A 19,618-nucleotide genomic window follows, 5' to 3' on the forward strand; every position below is an offset into this window, starting at 1 on the left:
ATTTAAAACAGAAAGTGATCACAAAGTTTTGTCATTTCGATCCCGAGGCTTCGGGATCGAAATGACAAAACTATATGGACTTTTGGATTATTTATAAGTTCAAAATCATTTCTCTGCGGCAATAACAAGTGCGTTTCCATCGATGATTACATTTCCGTCAGGGAATTTCTCATTTATTAATGTAAAAACTTCTTGTTTTATTTTTTCTCTCATTTCATCATCGGCATTGCTTAGCGCGGCGACAAAAGGCGCGGCAATTTCGGTGAGCATATTCCAATAAACATCTGCAGTGCCGCAAACTAATTTGCCAGTCAGTTCTGTTTCGGAAGTGTTTTTAAATCCTGCTTGTTTAAAAATATCGGTCATTAAACCGCTTTTCGAACAGCGAAACATTCCCGGGGCTTCGGGCGGCGGCGGAGTGAGCTGCATGTTTCTGTTAATCGTTCCGCCAATTGTTGTTACCCAGAAATTTTTCTCAGGTCCGCTCCAGACTGCAATCGCGATTCTTCCACCAGGTTTTAAAACCCGATACATTTCTTTTGCAGCCAAAAGCATATCGGGAAAAAACATAAAACCCATTCGGCAGCTTATCGCGTCGAAGGTATTGTCGTAAAAAGGAAGTTCGCTTACATCGCAAGCTTTAAATTCGACATTTGTAATTCCTTTTTTAAAAGCATTTTCGCGGGCAATGGTAAGCATATCGTCAGCAAGATCGGTAATAACGACTTTTCCGTCCGAAAGCATTGCTGCGATGCTTAAAGCTGGTTCGCCAGTTCCGGCTGCGACATCTAAAATTACATCTGATCCTTTTGGGTTTATCGAACGAATGATTTCATCGGCAAAAGGCCTCATAAAATCTAGAATTTCATGATCCCATTTTTTCCAGCCTGGAGAAAATTTGTTCCAAGATGCTTTTTGCTGTTCCCGTATTTCTTGAAGTTGTGGTTCCATTTTGTTTGTTTTTAGGTTGTTGGAAAATGAATTTTATAACCGAAACAAAATTTGGGGAATTTGTTTTGCAATAGGCAAAGAGAAGATTTTTTGGTAGATTTTTTCGATTGGCAAAGATACGGAAGAAATGTTTTTGTTGGATTTGATTTGGTGTTAATTTGTTGTTTGTTAGGTGTTTGTCTTTCTTTTATTGCCACACAGTTTGTCATTTCGACGTAAGGAGAAATCTCCGCAAGTAACTCCGCAACGTGCGTCCAATCTTTGTAGAGCTTCTCGTGGAGATTTCTCCTTACGTCGAAATGACAAGATTATGGTTACTTTGTCATCAACGGATTAAAATCCGTTTCTACAAAATGAATCATTCCTTCGGAATTTTATGCAGCGTTCCATTAGGAACAAAATGTATTGTAGGGATGGATTTTAATCCATCTTTGCGGTTAGAATGGTCAATTTTGTGATTTCGATCCCGAGGTTTCGGGAGAGAAATCTTCGTAAGTAACTCCGCAACGAAAATCTAATCTTTGTCGAGCTTCTTGTTGTGATTTGCTTCGCCAGTTCGCGATCGCTCGAACCTCGTTCGTCGAGATGACAAAAGTAATCAAACACAGCTAATGGTTTCAACCATTGAGACGCATTCATTATTGATAATCTATATCTCTCGAGGTTGAAACCTCGGACTATGTTTAAAATAAAGAGGAATAATGTAAAAACGAAAAGCCAAAAAAAAAGCTTCTGAAAATTTTCAGAAGCTTTTTTTAGTGCGGATAATAGGACTCGAACCTACACGCCAAAGTATTCTATTTGACATTTTTAAGCACCTCCCAAAAACACTACAAAACTAATTAAAAATCTCAACAAATTCAATACTTAACAACATTTTTGCTATTAGAATAGTAATAGAATGAAATAGATTAAAATGTAATGCGATAGTATAAATGTTTGGCAAATGTTTGGCAACTTTTGGAAACGTCTTACAAATTAAATATCTTTGAATTGTTCAAACGTTCAAATACAAAAAAATGGCATCAATTAAATTTCGTTTGCGAAGTAAAGCGAACAAAAACGTATCTATAAAAGTTTATACTTCGCTTGGACGTGGTAATTTTATAGAAGTTAGTACAGGGTTTACAATAAACCCAAAAGACTGGAACACGCCCGACAAAGACAATCCAAAAAAAGGCGACGACTTTCCGAAACAAAACACACCCGAAAACAAAGTAATTTTCAACAACCTCAAAAAATTGGAATCATTCCTTTTTGAGAGTGTTAATACTGCAATGGGTGAAAGTGTCGTAATTGATACTTTTTGGCTCGAGGCAAAAATTAACGAATGTTTCCAACGCGTAGTAAAAAGTAATTCGGGTTTATTGGTTAATCATATTCAATACATAATCGATAACGCTAACACTCGCAAAGTAAAAACAAACGGCGGTTTTAAAATGGGATTAAGTAAAAGCACCATTAAAAACTATACTCTTTTTAAAAACATAATTTTAGAATACCAAAAGCAGACTAAAAAACAAATTCAATTTGTTGAGGTTACAAAACCGTATGTAGACAAGTTTACAAACTGGCTTATTAATACCAAAAATTATTCTACTAATTATGCGGGGAAACAATTAGAGATTTTAAAAACAGTTTGCATCGATGCAGAAAAACACGAAATTCCCGTTACACCCTATTCAAAAACAATTCAACATTTTAGAGAAAGCGAAAGTGACCGTTACATACAAACATTATCGTTTGACGAACTGGAGCAAATTAAAAGCGTGGATTTGTCCGATGCGAAACAACTCAAAGAATTTAAAGCACAAAACCCCGAATTAACAAAAGGAATTTCAATTACACCCGAGGCACTAAACAACGCCCGCAATTGGATTTTAATCGGTTGTGAAATTGGACAGCGTGGAGGCGATTTATTGAAAATCACAAACGAAAATATTAGATATAAAGGCACAACTATTTATATTGATATAATCCAACAGAAAACAAATAAAAATGTGACAATCGGGATAATTGCGCCCCACGTTATCGACATAATCGAAAACCATTTGCCAAAAGAAGTGCCACACCAAAAACTAAACGATTATGTAAAAGTCGTTTGTAAATTGGCGGGGATTAATGAGGTTGTAAAAGGTTCAAAACTAAATACAGAAAGTAACCGCAAAGAGTTGGGAATGTACCCAAAGCACGAATTAATTACTACACATTGTTTTAGACGTTCGTTTGCATCAAACTATTATAAAAAGATACCCACCGCCGTATTAATTGGAATAACTGGACACTCTAAAGAATCTTTGTTCCTCACATACATAAACCAACGAGAGGACAAAGACAGTAACGCCGATTTATTTATGAAGTTTTACAGCAACCTGCAAAAAGACAAAACACCCGAAATGAAAGTTATACTTAATACAGGAACGAAATAATTATGCGTAATTATCTATTTGAAATTAATACCCAAAACGCTTGTACACTTGCAGAAAAGTACAATCTTTCTGAATATGACCGTGATTATATCCGTCAAAATTTTTGGCCAATAATTAAAGTTAATAATTATGATACAAAAGCCATAAAAGAAAAATTAAGCACTCTTAAAAATGAATTTATTAAAGATAATACAATCTTTGATTTGGAAATTTTTAATCGAGAAAATATGGATTTATTGGTTTATGAACTAAACCAATATATTGATGTTTTGAAACGTGGAAAAGTTGAAATATGGGAAGAATATGGCGATGATTTTTTCTATATCTTTAAAATGGAATCAGATATAAAAGAGAATACACTTTTTATTTCAGATAAAAATATTACACAAGTTGAAATATATTTTAAAAATATTTTGGGTATAATCACAAATCACAATGAGTCTGAATCTCTACAAAAAAATGATAGCAAAATAACGGATATTCAATATAAAAGTTATGTAAAATCTATAAAAGATTATATTCTTAATAAAAATAAAAATAGTATTGAGAGTTTTAAGTTTGAAGAAATCGATCCGTTAAAATATTTGTCAAAAGACAAACAGCTAAAAAAATTGAACGAGTTAATTAATAAATTCTACGAATTATTAAATGTAGGCTATCCGTTTGTCGCTTATAATTTTGTAAATAATGTATTTGATGAAGAAAATTTCTTTTCTAATATACCTCTATCTATAATGACAAATAAGGAAGTTTTAAATATTGATGAAATTGAATTTAATGAGGAAATAAAGGGGTTTATAAATGATTATGCACGTGCTAAATTTTTAGAACTTCTACTTAGTGAACGCGAATTAGTCTTAAATCCAGTAAACGACCCTATAAATTTTACTAATGAACACCTTGCAGAATTAGAAAAAATAAAGACAATAAAAAAAAGCAAAAAACTGAATTTTGATATTACTGACGAAGTTGATGATTTTGAAGTTTTCAGTAAAAACTTTGAAACTGAAATTGCAACATTATTTAATCAAAATATTTCCAAAAACGAAAAGTTAAATATTTATTACAAAGATTATTTTCCAAAATATCTATCAAGAGTTAATAACATCGTTTCGCAAATTGAAGAAATGGAAAATGATTTTAAAATTAATTTTCCTGAATTAGAAACAGATTTAAAAAGTCTAAATGCAATTAATTCAAAATTTAAAAAAAGCATATTAAATGATTTGGAAACCGCTTTAAATAAAATACTGAAAATTGACTATGAAAGGTTATTGTTTGAGTATTTAAACATTACAAATAAGTTAGAAACGGATTTAAAACTTGAAGGAAAAGAAATAAGTGCATTTTGTAAAATATTCTATAATAGAATGCTTCACATTAAATCAAACCCCAAGCCTCGCGAAATGGTAAGTGAAATACAGGAAAGAAAAAATATTCAACAGTTACCACAATTAAAAGATGTTTTCTTTGTGCACTATCAATGTGATGATTTTGAAATTGGAACTAAAATAACAAGTTTAAGTATTTATGCAGATGATAAAACAATAGAGTTTTTCAAAGATACCGAAGAGGAAAATATCGAAAAATACTGCACCAAAGTTTTTGAGTTATGCAATAGAGGTTTAGTTCCTATACATTGGGGACAAAACAAAACCTATTTTGGAATTGAACATATTAAAAGCCGATACAATGAACTAACAGGGAAAACAATTGCATTAGAATACACTAATAGCATTAATCTTGGAAAATGGTTAATCAATACTTACGGCGAAAGATATATTTCACACCCTCGTTTAGATAATTTAGCGAACCTTAACAACTTTAACGGGGTTACTAATAAAGAAAGTAGAATATTTCACACCAATAGACTTTTTTTACTCACAAAGATTTACTTCAATGCTTTAAATGGAACACTAAAAACAGAAGCAGAACCATTTGATTTTTCCGATACCTCAACAGTTGGAAAGAATATAATAATTATCAAAGAAAAAAACAGCGAAATGTTTTCAAATAATGGTTTTGAACTGTTTGAATATATCCTAAACGAAAATGTTAAACCAAAAGAAACAAAAGGGCGTAAATCCGATTTGATTTATTACTATTGGGAAATGTACAACAGTACCCCTCAATACATACACCAAAGACCCGCACCCTTTTTTAAATGGTTTGATAAAGAATACAACGAAACAACAGGACAATTAAAAACTTATGACAACGTAAAAACACCCCAAAGAATAAAGGATTATTCAACAGCTTTAGAGTGGTTTAAATCAAAAAACAAATAGTGTACCGTTAATGTACCGCAAAAAGTACAATCTCGTATTTAACGCAGTACTACTGTATTAGTCCCTTTGTCATAACAAATTAATTATTTAGTTATGGCACAAATTCAATTCGTGGCAACTTCGCCACAAGATTTAAAAAACGAAATTACAGCTGATGTAAAAGTAATTTTAGACGACTTTCTGAAAAATTTCAAACCAGTACAACCCGCCGAATATTTAACCCGTCAACAAGTGGCGAAAATGTTCGGCGTGGATTTGAGCACGGTGCATAATTGGTCGAAGTCGGGAAAACTCAAACCGCTAGGGATTGGTTCAAGAGTTTATTTTTTAAGAACAGACATAGAGGCTTGTTTAATCCCATTAAATCAATAAAGCGATGGAAAGTAATAATACTAACCACCGCCCCGATAATGTTATTAAAAGACAAAACAAATATACATTATCAACTACACAATTAAAAACCATATTTGAGTATTTACAAAAGCACACCGCCACCGCTTCAATGACAGCCGAAGCGACTGGAATACCTCAAAAATCAATTTGCCGTTATAAAAGGGATTTAGAGAAACGTGGTTTATTGTGTGAAGTACGAAAAGGATTTTGTGAACTTACAAAATTTAGAGCGTGGTATCTAACCACAAACCACGATTTGTTTCCGAAGTCTAACCAATTAGAATTGTTTTAGATTATGGAGGATAAAAACAAAATCGACGTAATGAACGACTGGAAAGCAGAATTTACTAAGAGAATCCAAGCCGAAAGTAAAAGCCGTAAAGAAACATTCACTTTTTATGATGCGTGCAAAAAAGTAAATTATCACACCGAACGGGACAAAGTATTTTTGTCGGTTGTTACATTTTTAAATAGTGAACCGCTACAAAATAACGATTATGTAAAATTTGTTTCTTGCTATATTACAACAGGACGCAAACTCAATGCGAAATATTTTAGAAACAACCTCGAAAAGCTAAATCAATATTATAAAAAAGTTGACGAGGCAAAAGCAAAAGGCGAAACATTCAACCCGTTTAGTGTAAAAGCATACAAACGATATGTTTTGTTTATGGTTTTGAAGTTTAGCGGGGAATACACAAGTGATTTAGACCAGTCGTTTGGAGTGCAAAACATCGAAAATAGGGAGTACAACCCCTTAACAAATATACCGTCCGTATTGCGTGGGGAATTGCCTTTTGCAGTAAAAGAGTACGACATAAAAAGAGCGTTTCCGACTTTTATTGATATTGAATTAAACACAAGCCACCGAGCGACTATTTATGATGTCCTTAACAAAAAAACTTTTGCTTATTTGCTTAATTCCAATGCTACAAACAAAAGCGCAGACCGAACCAAAATTTTAAATGAATTGTCAAAGGTTTACGGCAATGATGCGGACAAAGTTTGTACACTCGAAAGGTTCAGTACAAAAGGAGGCTCATTTTTAGACTTTTCTAAATACGAAAAGGAATATATCGAAAGATTTGTAGCCGAAAATAATTTAGTTCATTATGTGCGACTACACGACGGTGTTTTTATTTTGGCTGAAAGCGAATGTAAAAACACAAAGTTTGAAAAAGTTGAATTTTCGATTAAGGAATGTATAAAGCCAGCTATTGAAAATAAAATAGTCAACTTTTACACAATAGACCAAAGTAACAAAGTTTATACTTCGCCTACTATGTACGCCGAGTTTTTTATTCAAGAAAAGTTTTTAAGAATTTCGACACCAGACGACAAAATATTTTTATTGAGAGATACTAATAACGTGGTCGATTTTTTTAATCATAACACCGATATAGTCGCCTTTTTAAAAGAGAATATTATAGAGTTTGGCAATTCATTTGATGCAGTCGCGGACACCATAGCACGGGAAAATTTTAGTGTAGTTAAACAAGGGTTTTTATTAATTCCCTCGATTGAATTAAACTACTATTCAGATACAAAAAATACTTTCGGACTACCTTTTAAAAATGGTTTCTATTATTTCGATATGAATGGCGACGGGCAAATAAAATCTAAAGATTATACCGATGTAAAGGGATTTTTTGCACCGCACGAAATTCAAAGCCGAGAGTTTAAATATACCGATGAGGTCGGAATGTTTGAGCAGTTTTTAATTAGGGTATCATTAGGGTTAAAAGAACCAGAAACACAAGAAAACGAAATCACTATCGAGAGTTTTAAGACTATGTTTGGTTATTTATGTCACAATTATAAAGATGCAACAAAAAACCCGTGTATTGTACTTACTGATATGGACGCGGACGACGAAACCCGAAACGGACGACGAGGGAAAACATTAATATCTAAAGCCGTTCAAGAAGTACAGGAATCAATTATTAAGGGAGGCAAAGAATTTGACAGCGGTTATACTCACGTATTCGCAGACCTAGAAAAAAAGCACAATGTTTATATCATTGACGACGTACCCGCGGGTTTTAAGTATGATGATTTGTACACTAATATTTTGGGCGACATATCTTGTCAAAGAAAAGGATCGAAAGCCGAAGCAATAAAATTTATAGATGCGCCAAAGTTTGCGATTACTTCAAATTGGGTAGTTCCGTATGATGAGAAAAACGCTTCGACAAATGGGCGGTTTATTGAATACAAGTTCACGAACTACTATACAACAAGCCACACACCAAAAGACGAATTTAATTGCGTTTTTTTTCAAGACTGGAACGCAGACGAATGGAATCGTTTTTACTCTTTTGTATTCCGATGTGTTAAACTGTTTCTACAAAAAGGAATCATAAAAACCGAATATAATAAGACAGTCGACAATTATAAGGCGTATTTCAGTAATGATGCTATACATAATGAATTTCATAACTGTATATCAGTTCTAATGAGTGGAAATACACCTTTTGAGTTTACAGTATCTGACTTTTTAAGAGTGTACAACGATAAGGAAAACCCTTTGCGATTTGAAAAAATGTTTACCACCAAAAACACAAAAAAATTAATAGATGCGTGGGTAGGTAAATTTAATACCGAAAACAAAGACTTTTATTTTCAGTACACAAATAGAAGAAAATGGATTAAAATACAGAATTAACACAGTTAACACAGTTAACACAGATGTAACACACATAAAAACACACTTGTAACCCTTGAAAACACTGCAATAACACACTTAACACACTTTAAACTAAAGTACGTGTGTGAATAAAAAAATGAGTATTAAAATAGGGTTCATTTTCTTGTATAGTATCACTTACTTTTTATCTGTGTTATCTGTGTTTGTATTGAAAATCAATTAGTTGTCTGTGTTTCAATCTGTGTGGTATCTGTGTTCTAACACACATAAAACTAATAAAATGAAAAAAAGAAGTAAAAGCCTAAAGGGTAAGTATAAGAAAAACGGGAATAGAGTAAGAAATCAACAAATTACAACAAATCAATTTATAAAGAGCATAATACATTTCGAAACGCTTAAAAGAGAGAAAGAGTATTTTACTTTGATACTTCTTTTTTTTCCAATTGTAGCAATATGAGTTTTATCTAAAGTAGTATCAATCAAAGTTGAAAAAAATAAACGTTCCCTAATAATTTAGGTCATAAATCAAATCAAAATGAGTATAGAGAGTTGTAAAACAGTAAGCTTAACCAAACTAAAAGAGTGGGGTTATTTGGATAATGGCATAAAATCGGGCGTTATCACTTGGAGTATTTCGGGCGAAATTACTTCGAGAATTAGTATAAAATCAAATATTAGTCAATACAGAAAGTTTATAACACTTGACTATACACAAGATGGGGAAAGTATAAACTATAATGTACACCTTGTTTCTGTTCCCTCGAATTTAGGTAAAGGAGAGGTTTTATATTTTGTTTGTCCGAATACAGGAAAGCATTGCAGAAAATTGTTTCATTGTTCAAAATACTTTTTGCACCGAGAAGCTTTTAGTTTTCTATATTACGAAAAGCAAATTGAATCTAAAAAGACACGCGAACTACATTCGATTTTTGATAAGGCTTTTTTAAAAGATGAGGTTTATGAGGAGCAATATAAAAAGCATTTCAAAACTCACTACAACGGAAAGCCTACAAAACGGTATCAAAAACTAATGAATAAAATAAACCTTGCCGATAAATTTCCAGCCGATACAATGCAAAGATTATTAATGACGTAAAATATTTATATTACGGAAAACCATAATTAAACTGAATTTTTAAAGACTACATTTGAACCTTATTAATTTAATTTACTAAATATGAAAAAAATATTACTATGTGTTTTCTTAATATGTAATTCATTTGTGTTTGCTCAAAGCAAAAAAGAAATGTTAGCGGAAATGGATGGAAAATACAATGTTGATGACAATAATAATGTTACCATAACAAAGATTATTGAAATTGATGGTTTAAAAAAAGAAGAAATTTATCCGAGAGTCTTAGCGTATTTTACTTATAATTATGGAAATGGCGAATCTGTAATTCAAGTTCAAGAAAAAGAAAACGGCTTAATTATAGGTAAAGGAATTTATGATAATGTACATATTGGGTATAGTCTTGTTACAACAGAAATAGATTTATGGCACGTCATTAGAGTTGATATTAAAGATAATAAAGTAAGAGTTTTTATTACTTTGACAGAATATAAAACAAAAACGATGGGGGGAAATACTCCTCCGTCATACGGTACATTAAAAGTTTCTGATAGTTACCCCATAAACCCAAAAGGTTGGCAAAGCACAATTTATACAAAAGCACTTTACAAAGGCACAAAAATGGCTTATAAATCTATAGAGTCAATTGAAAAATCTATAAAAGAAGGAAATACAAATTCAGCTGAGAATACTGGGTGGTAGGTATTTAATTGAATACAAGCGACTACATAAGTTTGCACTTTTTTTTTAAATTAACCGTTCAAAGATGAGCGGTTTTTTATTTGCTACTTTAACATTTATTAAACTATATTTTTAAGAAATGAAAAACATTTTACTAATATTTATATTATTGAATTCGATGATATTGATAGGGCAAAAAAATAATTTCTATGGCGAATCAGGAAAACAGTATTATAAACTGAAAGTGGATAAAGCTACATACGATTTATTAAAAGTACAAGATGATACTATCTTTTTTAAAGTTGGAATTCAAGGTAATAGCAGTTACAGTAATGGAATTATGACAATTAAAAATTTGTATTATCCAGTTAAAGATGAACTTTGGTTTCAAAACGATTATCAAAAACAAGATAATCTTAATTATAATTTGAACAAAATGATTGGTTTAGACATACAATCTTCTATTAAAATCAATAAATTAAATATTATAACCAAACCTTTTATTGGTCATTCAAAAGTTGAAATGAAAAAAATATTTTGGGAAGATGAAGTAATTAGAGAAGCGAGTAATTTTATTTGGTTTAAAAGTGGTATTGTTTTTTACTTTGATAGCGATGGGGGATTTACTAATGCTGATTATAATAAAACATAAGCAATCAAATTACTATAAAAAGTAAAACAATACGCGCGCATAATGGTAGGATTTTTTACGGACGTTGTGCATAAAGGGAAAAAAAAAATTCAGCATAAAAAAAACACAATTATGGTAAACCTCATTTGAACGGAATTATAATGCATTAGATTTGAGTCTTAATTAAATATATTAAAAAATGAAAAAGATATTATTAATATTTATGCTATTAACTTCTATTATTGCAATAGGACAAGGTAATACCATAGACAAACCACCAAAAAAAACCTGGAAAATTTTAATTAAGAATTCTAATAGTAAAGAAGATAATTATAAATTGATAGCGCAAACATTAATAGATAATGATTTTTCAATTGAAAAAAAAGATGTTGAGTATTTTACTTTAGAAACAACTCCAAAGACTACGGATGGAAATAAGAGTTCTTATTATTTAAAGTTTGTTGCAAAAGATAATTTAATAGTTTTAACAGGAATGGGAAAATCTCTTATTACCATGAGAGTTGGTGGTGTTAATATTGATAGCGAATATTCTAAAATTAGAAATGTAGGAATGAGCGGTTCAATAGCTAAAGACGAATTTAATTCTATGCTGAATTTTGCGAAATTATTTATAGATTCCGAGTTTGAATTTATAGCAGAATAAAAATTAAAACATAGTAAAGGCGAACCATAACGGAGCGCCTTTTTTCTTTCTAATGGTTCAATCCTTACCGTAACCTTACCGTTATAAGTATCATTAATAATTTTTAAATGATTTGAATAATCAAACTTTTTTTCAAAATATTTCCCTATCTCATCGCGTGTGTATGTGTATGGATTAAATAAAAAATCAAAACAATACGCGCACGCGCGAGGCGAAAAATAAAGGCATAAAAAAAACGGCAGTGTTCAAGCTACCGTTTTACGTTGTTCAAACGTTGCTTTATAATTGGCATCGTAAAGCATTACAAATGTATATTTTTTTTAACTGTTTTCTAAAATGTTTGGCAATGGTTTGGCAAGTCTTGAAAATAAAAAATGCAACTATCTAAGAGTAAGATAATTGCATTCGTAAAGTGCGGATAATAGGACTCGAACCTACACGCCTTGCGGCACCAGATCCTAAGTCTGGCATGTCTACCAATTTCACCATATCCGCGTAATTGTGGGTGCAAAGATAAGCATACTTTCGAATATTCAAAGAAAAATTTCAAAAAAATTATTAATTCTCTTTTTTGTACTTTTGGATTTCTATAAAAATAATTTAAATGGAAAATATTAAGTCCTACGTTCAACAACATAAAGATCGGTTTATCAATGAATTGATCGAATTATTAAAGATTCCGTCGGTTAGTGCTGACACCGCATACTCACAAGATGTTATTGATACAGCAGAGGCTGTAAAAGAAAGTTTATCAAAAGCAGGCTGCGATTTTGTCGAAACTTGCGACACTCCAGGTTATCCAATTATCTACGGAGAGAAAATTATAGATCCAAATCTTCCAACGGTTTTAGTTTACGGACACTATGATGTTCAACCGCCAGATCCATTAGAATTATGGACTTCGCCACCTTTTGAACCCGTTATTAAAACGACAGAGATTCATCCAGAAGGCGCAATCTTCGCGCGTGGAGCATGTGATGACAAAGGTCAGATGTACATGCACGTAAAAGCACTTGAATTAATGGTGCAAAGCAATACGTTGCCTTGTAACGTAAAATTCATGATCGAAGGTGAAGAAGAAGTTGGTTCGGCAAGTTTGGCTTGGTTCGTAGAACGCAATCAAGAAAAACTAAAAAACGATGTTATCTTGATTTCTGATACGGGAATGATTTCAAACCAACAGCCATCGATTACAACAGGTTTAAGAGGTTTGAGTTATGTTGAGGTTGAAGTTACAGGTCCAAACCGTGATTTACATTCAGGTTTATACGGTGGAGCGGTAGCAAACCCAATTAATGTTTTGGCAAAAATGATCGCTTCGCTTCATGACGAAGACAATCATATTACGATTCCAGGTTTCTATGATAAAGTTCAGGAATTATCTGCAGAAGAAAGAGCTGAAATGGCAAAAGCACCTTTTAGTTTAGAAAAATATAAAAAAGCGTTAGACTTAAATGATGTTTACGGCGAAAAAGGATATGTAACAAATGAGCGCAACTCAATTCGTCCAACATTAGATGTAAACGGAATTTGGGGCGGTTATACTGGCGAAGGTGCAAAAACGGTTATTGCGAGTAAGGCTTTTGCTAAAATCTCAATGCGTTTGGTTCCAAATCAGGATTGGGAAGAGATTACAGAATTGTTCACTAAACATTTTACTAATATCGCTCCAGCTGGAGTTACGGTAAAAGTGTCTCCGCATCACGGTGGTCAAGGTTATGTAACGCCAATTGACAGCATTGGATATCAAGCTGCAAATAAAGCATATACTGAAACGTTTGGAGTTCCTGCAATTCCAGTTCGTTCAGGAGGAAGTATTCCAATTGTGGCTTTGTTTGAAAAAGAACTAAAAAGCAAAACTATTTTGATGGGATTTGGTTTGGATTCTGATGCAATTCACTCGCCAAACGAACATTTTGGAATCTTTAATTACTTGAAAGGAATTGAGACTATTCCGTTGTTTTACAAGTATTTTGTAGAGTTAAGTAAATAAGAGTTTTACCGCGAAGGTGTTGAAACACGAAGTTTAATGTCATAAATATAGAATCCGTTCAGAAATGAGCGGATTTTTTTTTGAAAAGTTCAAAGGTTTTTTCAATTGCCTCCAGCTTTAGCTGGGGGTTTTAAAAGAGATTGACATTGGCTTTAGCCGAATTATTATTGATTTTGTTTTAATTGTATAAAATGCAGTTTGGCTAAAGCCATTTCTTGTCTTTATTATAAACCTTCAGCTAAAGCTGGAGGCAATTTATTTAGGAGTATTCTCTGTTTCTTGCAATTTTATTTTCAGAATTTTTGTCAAAGTTTTAAGCTTTGGCAAAGAAGGAAAAGACCTTTGTTCCTTTGAATCTCTGCCTCTTTGAACCTAAAACCTTAGTGCCTTAGTAACTTAGAATCTCAGAACCTTAAAAAAAAACTTGCATATTTAAAATTTAATTCTACATTTGTAGAGCAATGTCTATAAGTGTAGAATTTAAATAATATGAAAAACCTATTTTTAGTATTCTTTTGCGGACTGATTCTTTTGGGTTGCAAACCCAAAGCAATTAATCAGAGGATTGATAAGAAAAGAGAAGGCGTTTGGATAGACGATTATAAACAGGATAATGTTAGATACAAATCCTATGAATATTATAAACATGATGTTCCTGTAAAAAAGTGGAGAATGTATATTGACGGGAAAATCTACAAAACCGAGAAGCATAAAAAAGGAATAAGTATCGTAAAAAGTTATTACGAAAACGGAAAGCTAGAATCGGAAGGAAAAACGAAACTTGAATTTAATGGAGGTTTGGCACATTGGTTTTATTTTGGAGAATGGAAATTCTATTCGGATAACGGGAAATTAAAAGAAATAAGAAACTATAATAACGGCAAATTAATATCGGAACAAAAAATAAAACGTTAATTTTAAAATCTATGAAAAAAATAATTTCTTTCTTTTTTATTACGCTGAATATCGGTTTGATGCAATCTCAAACCTACAAGGATTTTGTTGTAAAAGGAGATTCTTATTATCAGGTAAAAGATTTTAAAAATTCTGTTGCTTATTATGAAAAGGCATTCGAAATTGAACACAAATCATCTTCAGATTTGTACAATGCTGCTTGTTCGGCGGCTTTGAACAATGATGATAAAAAAGCTTTTAAGTGGCTGGATTTGGCAATTGATAATGGATATGAAAATATTGCACATATAAAAATAGATAATGATCTAAAAACGCTGCATGATAAAAAAGAATGGGAGAAAACAATTGATAAGCTTCAGAAAAAAGTAGATAATCTTAGTGTAAATTTTGATAAACCGCTGCAAAAGGAGCTTTTAGATATTTATGCAGATGATCAGGGCATTCGAGGAGAATTTATGAAAGTTTATAAAGACCCTGCATCTGATAAAAGAAAAATTGACAGCATTGGTAAAATAATGAATAAAAAAGACAGTATTAATCTTGTAAAGGTTATGAAAATACTGGACGAAAAAGGCTGGGTTGGAAAAGATAAAATAGGAGCACAGGCAAATCAAACCTTGTTTCTGGTTATTCAGCATTCTGATTTAAAATATCAGCAAAAGTATTTACCAATGATGAGAGAAGCAGTAAAAAAAGGGAACGCAAGCCGGGCGAACTTAGCGTATTTGGAAGATAGAGTGGCTTTACGAGAAGGTAAACACCAAATTTATGGAAGCCAGTCAGCAAAAAATAAAAAGACAAATCAATGGTATATTTCGCCCTTGATAGATCCTGATAATGTAGATAAAAGACGTGCCGAAGTTGGGCTTGGCACTATAGCAGAATATGCTGCAAAAATGAATATCGATTGGAATCTTGAGGCTTATAAGAAGGAATTACCTGAATTGGAAAAACTTGAAAATATTAAAAAATGACACAATTATCAAACTCAGAAGAACAATTAATGGAGCATCTTTGGAAGCTTGAAAAGGCTTTTATGAAAGATTTGCTAGAAGCGTATCCAGAACCAAAACCTGCAACGACAACTGTTGCAACGCTTTTGAAACGAATGATTGATAAGAAATTTGTTGCTTACAATGAATTTGGAAATTCTAGAGAATATTATCCGCTGGTAAAAAAAACAGATTATTTTTCTAAACATGTGAAAGGGTTGATTAATAATTTCTTTAATAATTCGGCCTCGCAATTTGCTTCGTTTTTTACAACCGAAACGAATTTATCAACTTCAGAATTAGAAGATCTAAGAAAAATAATTGATTCAGAAATTCAAAGAAAGAAAAAATGATAGCCTTTTTTGTAAAATCGACAGTAGCGTTGTGTGTGCTTCTTGGAGCTTACCATTTGCTTTTAGAAAAAGAAAAATTTCATAAGTTTAATAGGTTTTTCTTAATTTTTAGTCTTCTGGTTTCCTTTGTATTGCCTTTTATTACAATTGAAATTATACAAGAAGTTGTAAGTACGACAAGTAATAGTGTAGTTGTTCCTGAGCAGATTACCTCAAGTATTGTAAAAGAGGAAACTCCTTTTTACTTGATTCTCGGGTGGGTTTTATATGGGATAGTGACTGCTGCTTTGTTTTTCAGATTTACAGTGAACTTGTATAAATTGATAAAAAAATCAAAAGCGGGTGTAAAAATAAAACATCAAAAAGCAACATTGGTTTTGTTGCAAGAACAGACGCTGCCGTATACTTTTTTGAATACCATTTTTATAAATGAAGTAGAGTATCAAAACAATAAAATAGAAACGGAATTATTTACGCACGAATTAATTCATGTAAATCAGAAACATTCGCTGGATATTTTACTGATTGAAATAATTAAAAATATTTTTTGGTTCAATCCAATTTTTATCTTCTATAAAAAAGCAATACAACTAAATCATGAATTTCTTGCTGATGAAAAAGTTGTAAAATCACATAACAATGTTTCGTATTACCAGAACTTATTACTGTCTAAGGCGAATCAAAATCCGGTATATTACTTGGCCAGTAATTTGAACTATTCTGTAACTAAAAAAAGATTAATTATGATGACAACCACGACATCTCCTTCAAGGGGATTTTTTAAAAAGACAATTATTTTACCATTATTTACTGGGCTTGTGTATTTTTTGTGTACTAAGACCGTAGCGCAAGAAGTAAAAGGGAATAATGAAACCGCGCCAAAAAAAGGTTTCTATTCGGCTTATTACGATAAGACAACTTTTAAAATAAAAAATGATAAAGGAGTTGTGGTGACGGAGAAAAAATACAAAGAGCTTACTCCGGCAGAAAAGAAAGCAGTGCCGAATTTATTAGGCGGATTAAGCACTTTTCCAAGTAAAGATGAGATCGATGCGAAAATCGAAAAAGGTGGTCCGGATACAATAGAAATTGATTTATATGATCCAAAAAATCAAAAAGTTAAAAAAGCGGAAGGTACTATTTATAAAACAACTGATTTAAGTGAGGATCCAATTTATCCTGGAGGAATTGAGGCGTTTTATAAGTTTGTTGGACAGAATTATAAAACACCTGTGACTCCTGTAGATGTGAAATTAAAGGGGAAGGTCTTTATTACTTTTGTAGTAGGAAAGGATGGGGCTTTAACGGATTTTAAATTATTAAGAGATATTGGATACGGAACAGGTGATGAAGCAATTAGAGTGCTTAAGCTTTCTCAGAACTGGGTACCGGGTAAAGTTAATGGTGAGCCGGTTGCTGCGATGTACAGTTTGCCAATTACGATTCAATCTGATAAATAGTTTTTTTTGAGGTTCAAAGGTTCAAAGGTGCTGAAGACTTAACAAAACCCTTGTCATTGTGTGCCTCCGAACCTTTGGTACTTTAAAAAGAAAAAAAATCCGCTTTCAGAAATATCTGGAAGCGGATAAAATAAACTAAAAAAAAAATTCTAAAAAATTCTAAAAAAAACAATTCGTATCGGATTTAAAATAAATCCGGATTATAACCAAAATAAGGCATAGTTTGTTCATTAAAAATAACTCCATGCTCTTCTAATTCATTTAAAATAGGCGAATAAACTTCTTTTTTTATAGGAAGTTGTACTCCCGGAGTTGTGATTTTTCCGTTTAAAATCAGCAAAGTTGCCATAGCAACAGGAAGACCAACTGTTTTTGCCATTGCGGTATAAGTTTGATCGTCGCCAATACAAACCATTTTCGAATCGATTTGTTTCTTTTCGCCGTTTAGCTCGTATCCAAATTTATGATACATTACAATCATATCTTTATCTTCTGGTTTCAATGCCCAGCTGTCAGTCAATATTTTTTCTAAAATTTGAGCAGGAGTGGCATTTGGCAGGTTTACTTTTTTGTCTGGATTAAATAAATCCAATTCTAAAAGTTTATCCCACATGATATCATCTTGATCAATCTTTAAAATTAACCGCGTTTTAATTTCTACAGAATCCGTTGGGTGATATGGAAGAAAAGAGTTCACAAATTGTCGGTAACTCATATTTTCAGAATCTTCCATGATGTAACTGTCGTCGGTCATGCCAAGCTGCACAAACATATTCCATGCTTTAGAAAAACCTACTCTTCTAATTGTCCCTCTGTACAAGGTTAAAATATCGTCTAAACCGTATATCGATCTGTATTTAAGAGAATCACGATTAGAATAAGCCTCAAATTTCCCGTAATCTTCTACTTCTAGAAACTCAGTTCTGCGAAATAAAGCGCTGTATGGAATATATTTATAAGTTCCTTCTTGAATAAATTTTGCTGCGCCGCCTTGGCCGGCCAAAACTACATTTCGAGGTGCCCAGGTAAATTTGTAATTCCATAAATTATTATCGCATTCAGGAGCAACCAAGCCTCCGCAGAATGATTCAAAAAGAAGCATATTACCTCCTTTTGATCTAATTTCGTCAATAACTTTCATGGCACTCATGTGATCAATTCCGGGATCAAGACCAATTTCGTTCATGAAAATTAAATTGTTCTTCTTTACCTCTTCATCAAGAGCCTGCATAGCATCGCTTATGTAAGAGGCGGTAACTAAATGTTTTTTAAATTGAAGGCAGTCTTTTGCAATTTCAATGTGTAAATGTGCCGGAAGCATTGAAATTACAATTGAAGCTTTTTCAATTGCTGCTTGTCTTTCGTTTGTATTAAAAATATTTAAAGCAATTGGAGTTGCATTAGGATGATTTTGTGTTTTCTTTTCGGCTAAAGCCAAAGATAAATCGGCCACAACAAGATGCAGGTTTTCGCTTTCAGATTTTGAAAGTAAATAGCGTATTAAAGAAGATGCTGATCTGCCTGCTCCAATTATTAAAATGCTTCTCATAACTTAATTATTTAACACAAACATATTAAAATGTTATAAATATAACAAATATAATTTTAAAAATGATATTTTTTTTATTCGCAATGAAACTTATAAATGCAATTATTAAATGAAATATCTTTAAAAGTAAAATGAAAATTGGATAGGAAGAGGTATTTTTGTGTAAATATTAAAAGTTTATAAAAATGAAAAGAAAAATAGTTTTAACAGGCGCTTTTATTGGAATGATAGCAATTATTTTTGGAGCTTTTGGAGCACATTTATTAAAGAAATATTTGTCGATAGAAGAACTAAATACTTTTGAAGTTGGTGTTCGTTACCAGATGTATCATGCGCTTTTTTTACTTTTTCTTTCAACAAGAAAAGAAATTGCCGAAAAAACTGTTAAAACAATCTATAATCTTGTAGTTGCAGGAGTAATTCTATTTAGCGGATCTATTTATTTATTGGCTACAAAAAGCTTGACAGTTTTTGACTTTAAAATTATCGTATTCGCAACACCTTTGGGAGGTTTCTTATTAATTCTTGGTTGGTTGGTGTTATTTCTTGCTATTTTGAGGAAAAAATCATAAAATCTCGAATAAAAAATCCTATCTAAAA

General features: G+C 32.0%; 17 protein-coding genes and 1 tRNA gene. 15 read left to right on the forward strand and 3 right to left on the reverse strand.

Features of this window, described 5'->3' with window-relative positions; all coding sequences use genetic code 11:
- Positions 1 to 105: 105 nt before the first annotated feature.
- The gene (locus NLG42_RS06435) at positions 106 to 951 is read right to left on the reverse strand and encodes a class I SAM-dependent methyltransferase (RefSeq protein ID WP_257683291.1); all 846 of its coding nucleotides are present in this window, start codon (positions 949 to 951) and stop codon (positions 106 to 108) included.
- Positions 952 to 1,970: 1,019 nt separating this feature from the next.
- On the opposite strand from NLG42_RS06435, the gene NLG42_RS06440 reads away from it, so the two are divergent.
- From NLG42_RS06440 to NLG42_RS06480, 9 genes are all read left to right on the forward strand, one after another.
- On the forward strand, positions 1,971 to 3,380 hold the full coding sequence (locus NLG42_RS06440; RefSeq protein WP_089057328.1) for a phage integrase SAM-like domain-containing protein: 1,410 nt from the start codon (positions 1,971 to 1,973) through the stop codon (positions 3,378 to 3,380).
- A gap of 2 nt (positions 3,381 to 3,382) precedes the next feature.
- Entirely contained in the window at positions 3,383 to 5,668 is a 2,286-nt protein-coding gene (locus NLG42_RS06445) for a hypothetical protein (RefSeq protein ID WP_257683292.1), read from the forward strand.
- Positions 5,669 to 5,761: 93 nt separating this feature from the next.
- Positions 5,762 to 6,040, forward strand: coding sequence for a helix-turn-helix domain-containing protein (locus NLG42_RS06450; RefSeq protein WP_089057330.1), 279 nt, complete (start codon positions 5,762 to 5,764; stop codon positions 6,038 to 6,040).
- Positions 6,041 to 6,044: 4 nt separating this feature from the next.
- On the forward strand, positions 6,045 to 6,353 hold the full coding sequence (locus NLG42_RS06455) for a hypothetical protein (protein WP_208861308.1): 309 nt from the start codon (positions 6,045 to 6,047) through the stop codon (positions 6,351 to 6,353).
- Positions 6,354 to 6,356: 3 nt separating this feature from the next.
- Positions 6,357 to 8,726, forward strand: a complete 2,370-nt coding sequence (locus NLG42_RS06460) for a hypothetical protein (RefSeq protein ID WP_089057331.1) — start codon at positions 6,357 to 6,359, stop codon at positions 8,724 to 8,726.
- A gap of 517 nt (positions 8,727 to 9,243) precedes the next feature.
- Complete coding sequence (locus NLG42_RS06465) at positions 9,244 to 9,804, forward strand: hypothetical protein (RefSeq protein ID WP_089057333.1); 561 nt, start codon at positions 9,244 to 9,246, stop codon at positions 9,802 to 9,804.
- Positions 9,805 to 9,885: 81 nt separating this feature from the next.
- Entirely contained in the window at positions 9,886 to 10,482 is a 597-nt protein-coding gene (locus tag NLG42_RS06470; RefSeq protein WP_089057334.1) for a DUF4468 domain-containing protein, read from the forward strand.
- A gap of 118 nt (positions 10,483 to 10,600) precedes the next feature.
- Positions 10,601 to 11,113, forward strand: coding sequence for a hypothetical protein (locus tag NLG42_RS06475; RefSeq protein WP_123922165.1), 513 nt, complete (start codon positions 10,601 to 10,603; stop codon positions 11,111 to 11,113).
- Between the two features lie 178 nt (positions 11,114 to 11,291).
- On the forward strand, positions 11,292 to 11,756 hold the full coding sequence (locus NLG42_RS06480; RefSeq protein WP_089057336.1) for a hypothetical protein: 465 nt from the start codon (positions 11,292 to 11,294) through the stop codon (positions 11,754 to 11,756).
- Positions 11,757 to 12,169: 413 nt separating this feature from the next.
- On the opposite strand, the gene NLG42_RS06485 is transcribed toward NLG42_RS06480, so the two are convergent.
- Positions 12,170 to 12,251: transfer RNA gene (locus tag NLG42_RS06485), tRNA-Leu, on the reverse strand.
- 109 nt (positions 12,252 to 12,360) lie between these two features.
- Here NLG42_RS06485 and NLG42_RS06490 point away from each other — a divergent pair.
- From NLG42_RS06490 to NLG42_RS06510, 5 genes are all read left to right on the forward strand, one after another.
- Positions 12,361 to 13,749, forward strand: coding sequence for a dipeptidase (locus tag NLG42_RS06490; protein WP_089057337.1), 1,389 nt, complete (start codon positions 12,361 to 12,363; stop codon positions 13,747 to 13,749).
- 489 nt (positions 13,750 to 14,238) lie between these two features.
- Positions 14,239 to 14,664, forward strand: coding sequence for a toxin-antitoxin system YwqK family antitoxin (locus NLG42_RS06495; RefSeq protein WP_257683293.1), 426 nt, complete (start codon positions 14,239 to 14,241; stop codon positions 14,662 to 14,664).
- Positions 14,665 to 14,675: 11 nt separating this feature from the next.
- Positions 14,676 to 15,638 (forward strand): DUF6624 domain-containing protein, encoded by a 963-nt coding sequence (locus tag NLG42_RS06500; RefSeq protein WP_257683294.1) that lies wholly within the window; start codon positions 14,676 to 14,678, stop codon positions 15,636 to 15,638.
- The gene (locus NLG42_RS06505; protein ID WP_089057340.1) at positions 15,635 to 16,009 is read left to right on the forward strand and encodes a BlaI/MecI/CopY family transcriptional regulator; all 375 of its coding nucleotides are present in this window, start codon (positions 15,635 to 15,637) and stop codon (positions 16,007 to 16,009) included. The genes NLG42_RS06500 and NLG42_RS06505 overlap by 4 nt, the downstream gene beginning before the upstream one ends.
- Positions 16,006 to 17,469, forward strand: coding sequence for a M56 family metallopeptidase (locus NLG42_RS06510; protein ID WP_257683295.1), 1,464 nt, complete (start codon positions 16,006 to 16,008; stop codon positions 17,467 to 17,469). Before NLG42_RS06505 ends, NLG42_RS06510 begins: the two co-directional genes overlap by 4 nt.
- 184 nt (positions 17,470 to 17,653) lie before the next feature.
- Here NLG42_RS06510 and NLG42_RS06515 read toward each other — a convergent pair whose 3' ends face one another.
- Positions 17,654 to 19,018, reverse strand: a complete 1,365-nt coding sequence (locus NLG42_RS06515) for a saccharopine dehydrogenase family protein (protein ID WP_099717679.1) — start codon at positions 19,016 to 19,018, stop codon at positions 17,654 to 17,656.
- A gap of 185 nt (positions 19,019 to 19,203) precedes the next feature.
- Between NLG42_RS06515 and NLG42_RS06520 the strand changes: the two genes are divergently transcribed.
- A complete protein-coding gene (locus NLG42_RS06520; RefSeq protein WP_089052459.1) occupies positions 19,204 to 19,590 on the forward strand; it encodes a DUF423 domain-containing protein in 387 nt (128 codons plus the stop codon).
- Positions 19,591 to 19,618: the final 28 nt, after the last annotated feature.

This window comes from Flavobacterium plurextorum, from assembly GCF_024638035.1.
Classification (GTDB): domain Bacteria; phylum Bacteroidota; class Bacteroidia; order Flavobacteriales; family Flavobacteriaceae; genus Flavobacterium; species Flavobacterium plurextorum.

What these genes read in the sequence shown, in the direction of transcription:
- NLG42_RS06435 (WP_257683291.1), bottom strand. Translation starts at nt 951, where the DNA reads ATGGAACCACAACTTCAAGAAATACGGGAACAGCAAAAAGCATCTTGG.
- NLG42_RS06440 (WP_089057328.1), top strand. Translation starts at nt 1,971, where the DNA reads ATGGCATCAATTAAATTTCGTTTGCGAAGTAAAGCGAACAAAAACGTA.
- NLG42_RS06445 (WP_257683292.1), top strand. Translation starts at nt 3,383, where the DNA reads ATGCGTAATTATCTATTTGAAATTAATACCCAAAACGCTTGTACACTT.
- NLG42_RS06450 (WP_089057330.1), top strand. Translation starts at nt 5,762, where the DNA reads ATGGCACAAATTCAATTCGTGGCAACTTCGCCACAAGATTTAAAAAAC.
- NLG42_RS06455 (WP_208861308.1), top strand. Translation starts at nt 6,045, where the DNA reads ATGGAAAGTAATAATACTAACCACCGCCCCGATAATGTTATTAAAAGA.
- NLG42_RS06460 (WP_089057331.1), top strand. Translation starts at nt 6,357, where the DNA reads ATGGAGGATAAAAACAAAATCGACGTAATGAACGACTGGAAAGCAGAA.
- NLG42_RS06465 (WP_089057333.1), top strand. Translation starts at nt 9,244, where the DNA reads ATGAGTATAGAGAGTTGTAAAACAGTAAGCTTAACCAAACTAAAAGAG.
- NLG42_RS06470 (WP_089057334.1), top strand. Translation starts at nt 9,886, where the DNA reads ATGAAAAAAATATTACTATGTGTTTTCTTAATATGTAATTCATTTGTG.
- NLG42_RS06475 (WP_123922165.1), top strand. Translation starts at nt 10,601, where the DNA reads ATGAAAAACATTTTACTAATATTTATATTATTGAATTCGATGATATTG.
- NLG42_RS06480 (WP_089057336.1), top strand. Translation starts at nt 11,292, where the DNA reads ATGAAAAAGATATTATTAATATTTATGCTATTAACTTCTATTATTGCA.
- NLG42_RS06490 (WP_089057337.1), top strand. Translation starts at nt 12,361, where the DNA reads ATGGAAAATATTAAGTCCTACGTTCAACAACATAAAGATCGGTTTATC.
- NLG42_RS06495 (WP_257683293.1), top strand. Translation starts at nt 14,239, where the DNA reads ATGAAAAACCTATTTTTAGTATTCTTTTGCGGACTGATTCTTTTGGGT.
- NLG42_RS06500 (WP_257683294.1), top strand. Translation starts at nt 14,676, where the DNA reads ATGAAAAAAATAATTTCTTTCTTTTTTATTACGCTGAATATCGGTTTG.
- NLG42_RS06505 (WP_089057340.1), top strand. Translation starts at nt 15,635, where the DNA reads ATGACACAATTATCAAACTCAGAAGAACAATTAATGGAGCATCTTTGG.
- NLG42_RS06510 (WP_257683295.1), top strand. Translation starts at nt 16,006, where the DNA reads ATGATAGCCTTTTTTGTAAAATCGACAGTAGCGTTGTGTGTGCTTCTT.
- NLG42_RS06515 (WP_099717679.1), bottom strand. Translation starts at nt 19,018, where the DNA reads ATGAGAAGCATTTTAATAATTGGAGCAGGCAGATCAGCATCTTCTTTA.
- NLG42_RS06520 (WP_089052459.1), top strand. Translation starts at nt 19,204, where the DNA reads ATGAAAAGAAAAATAGTTTTAACAGGCGCTTTTATTGGAATGATAGCA.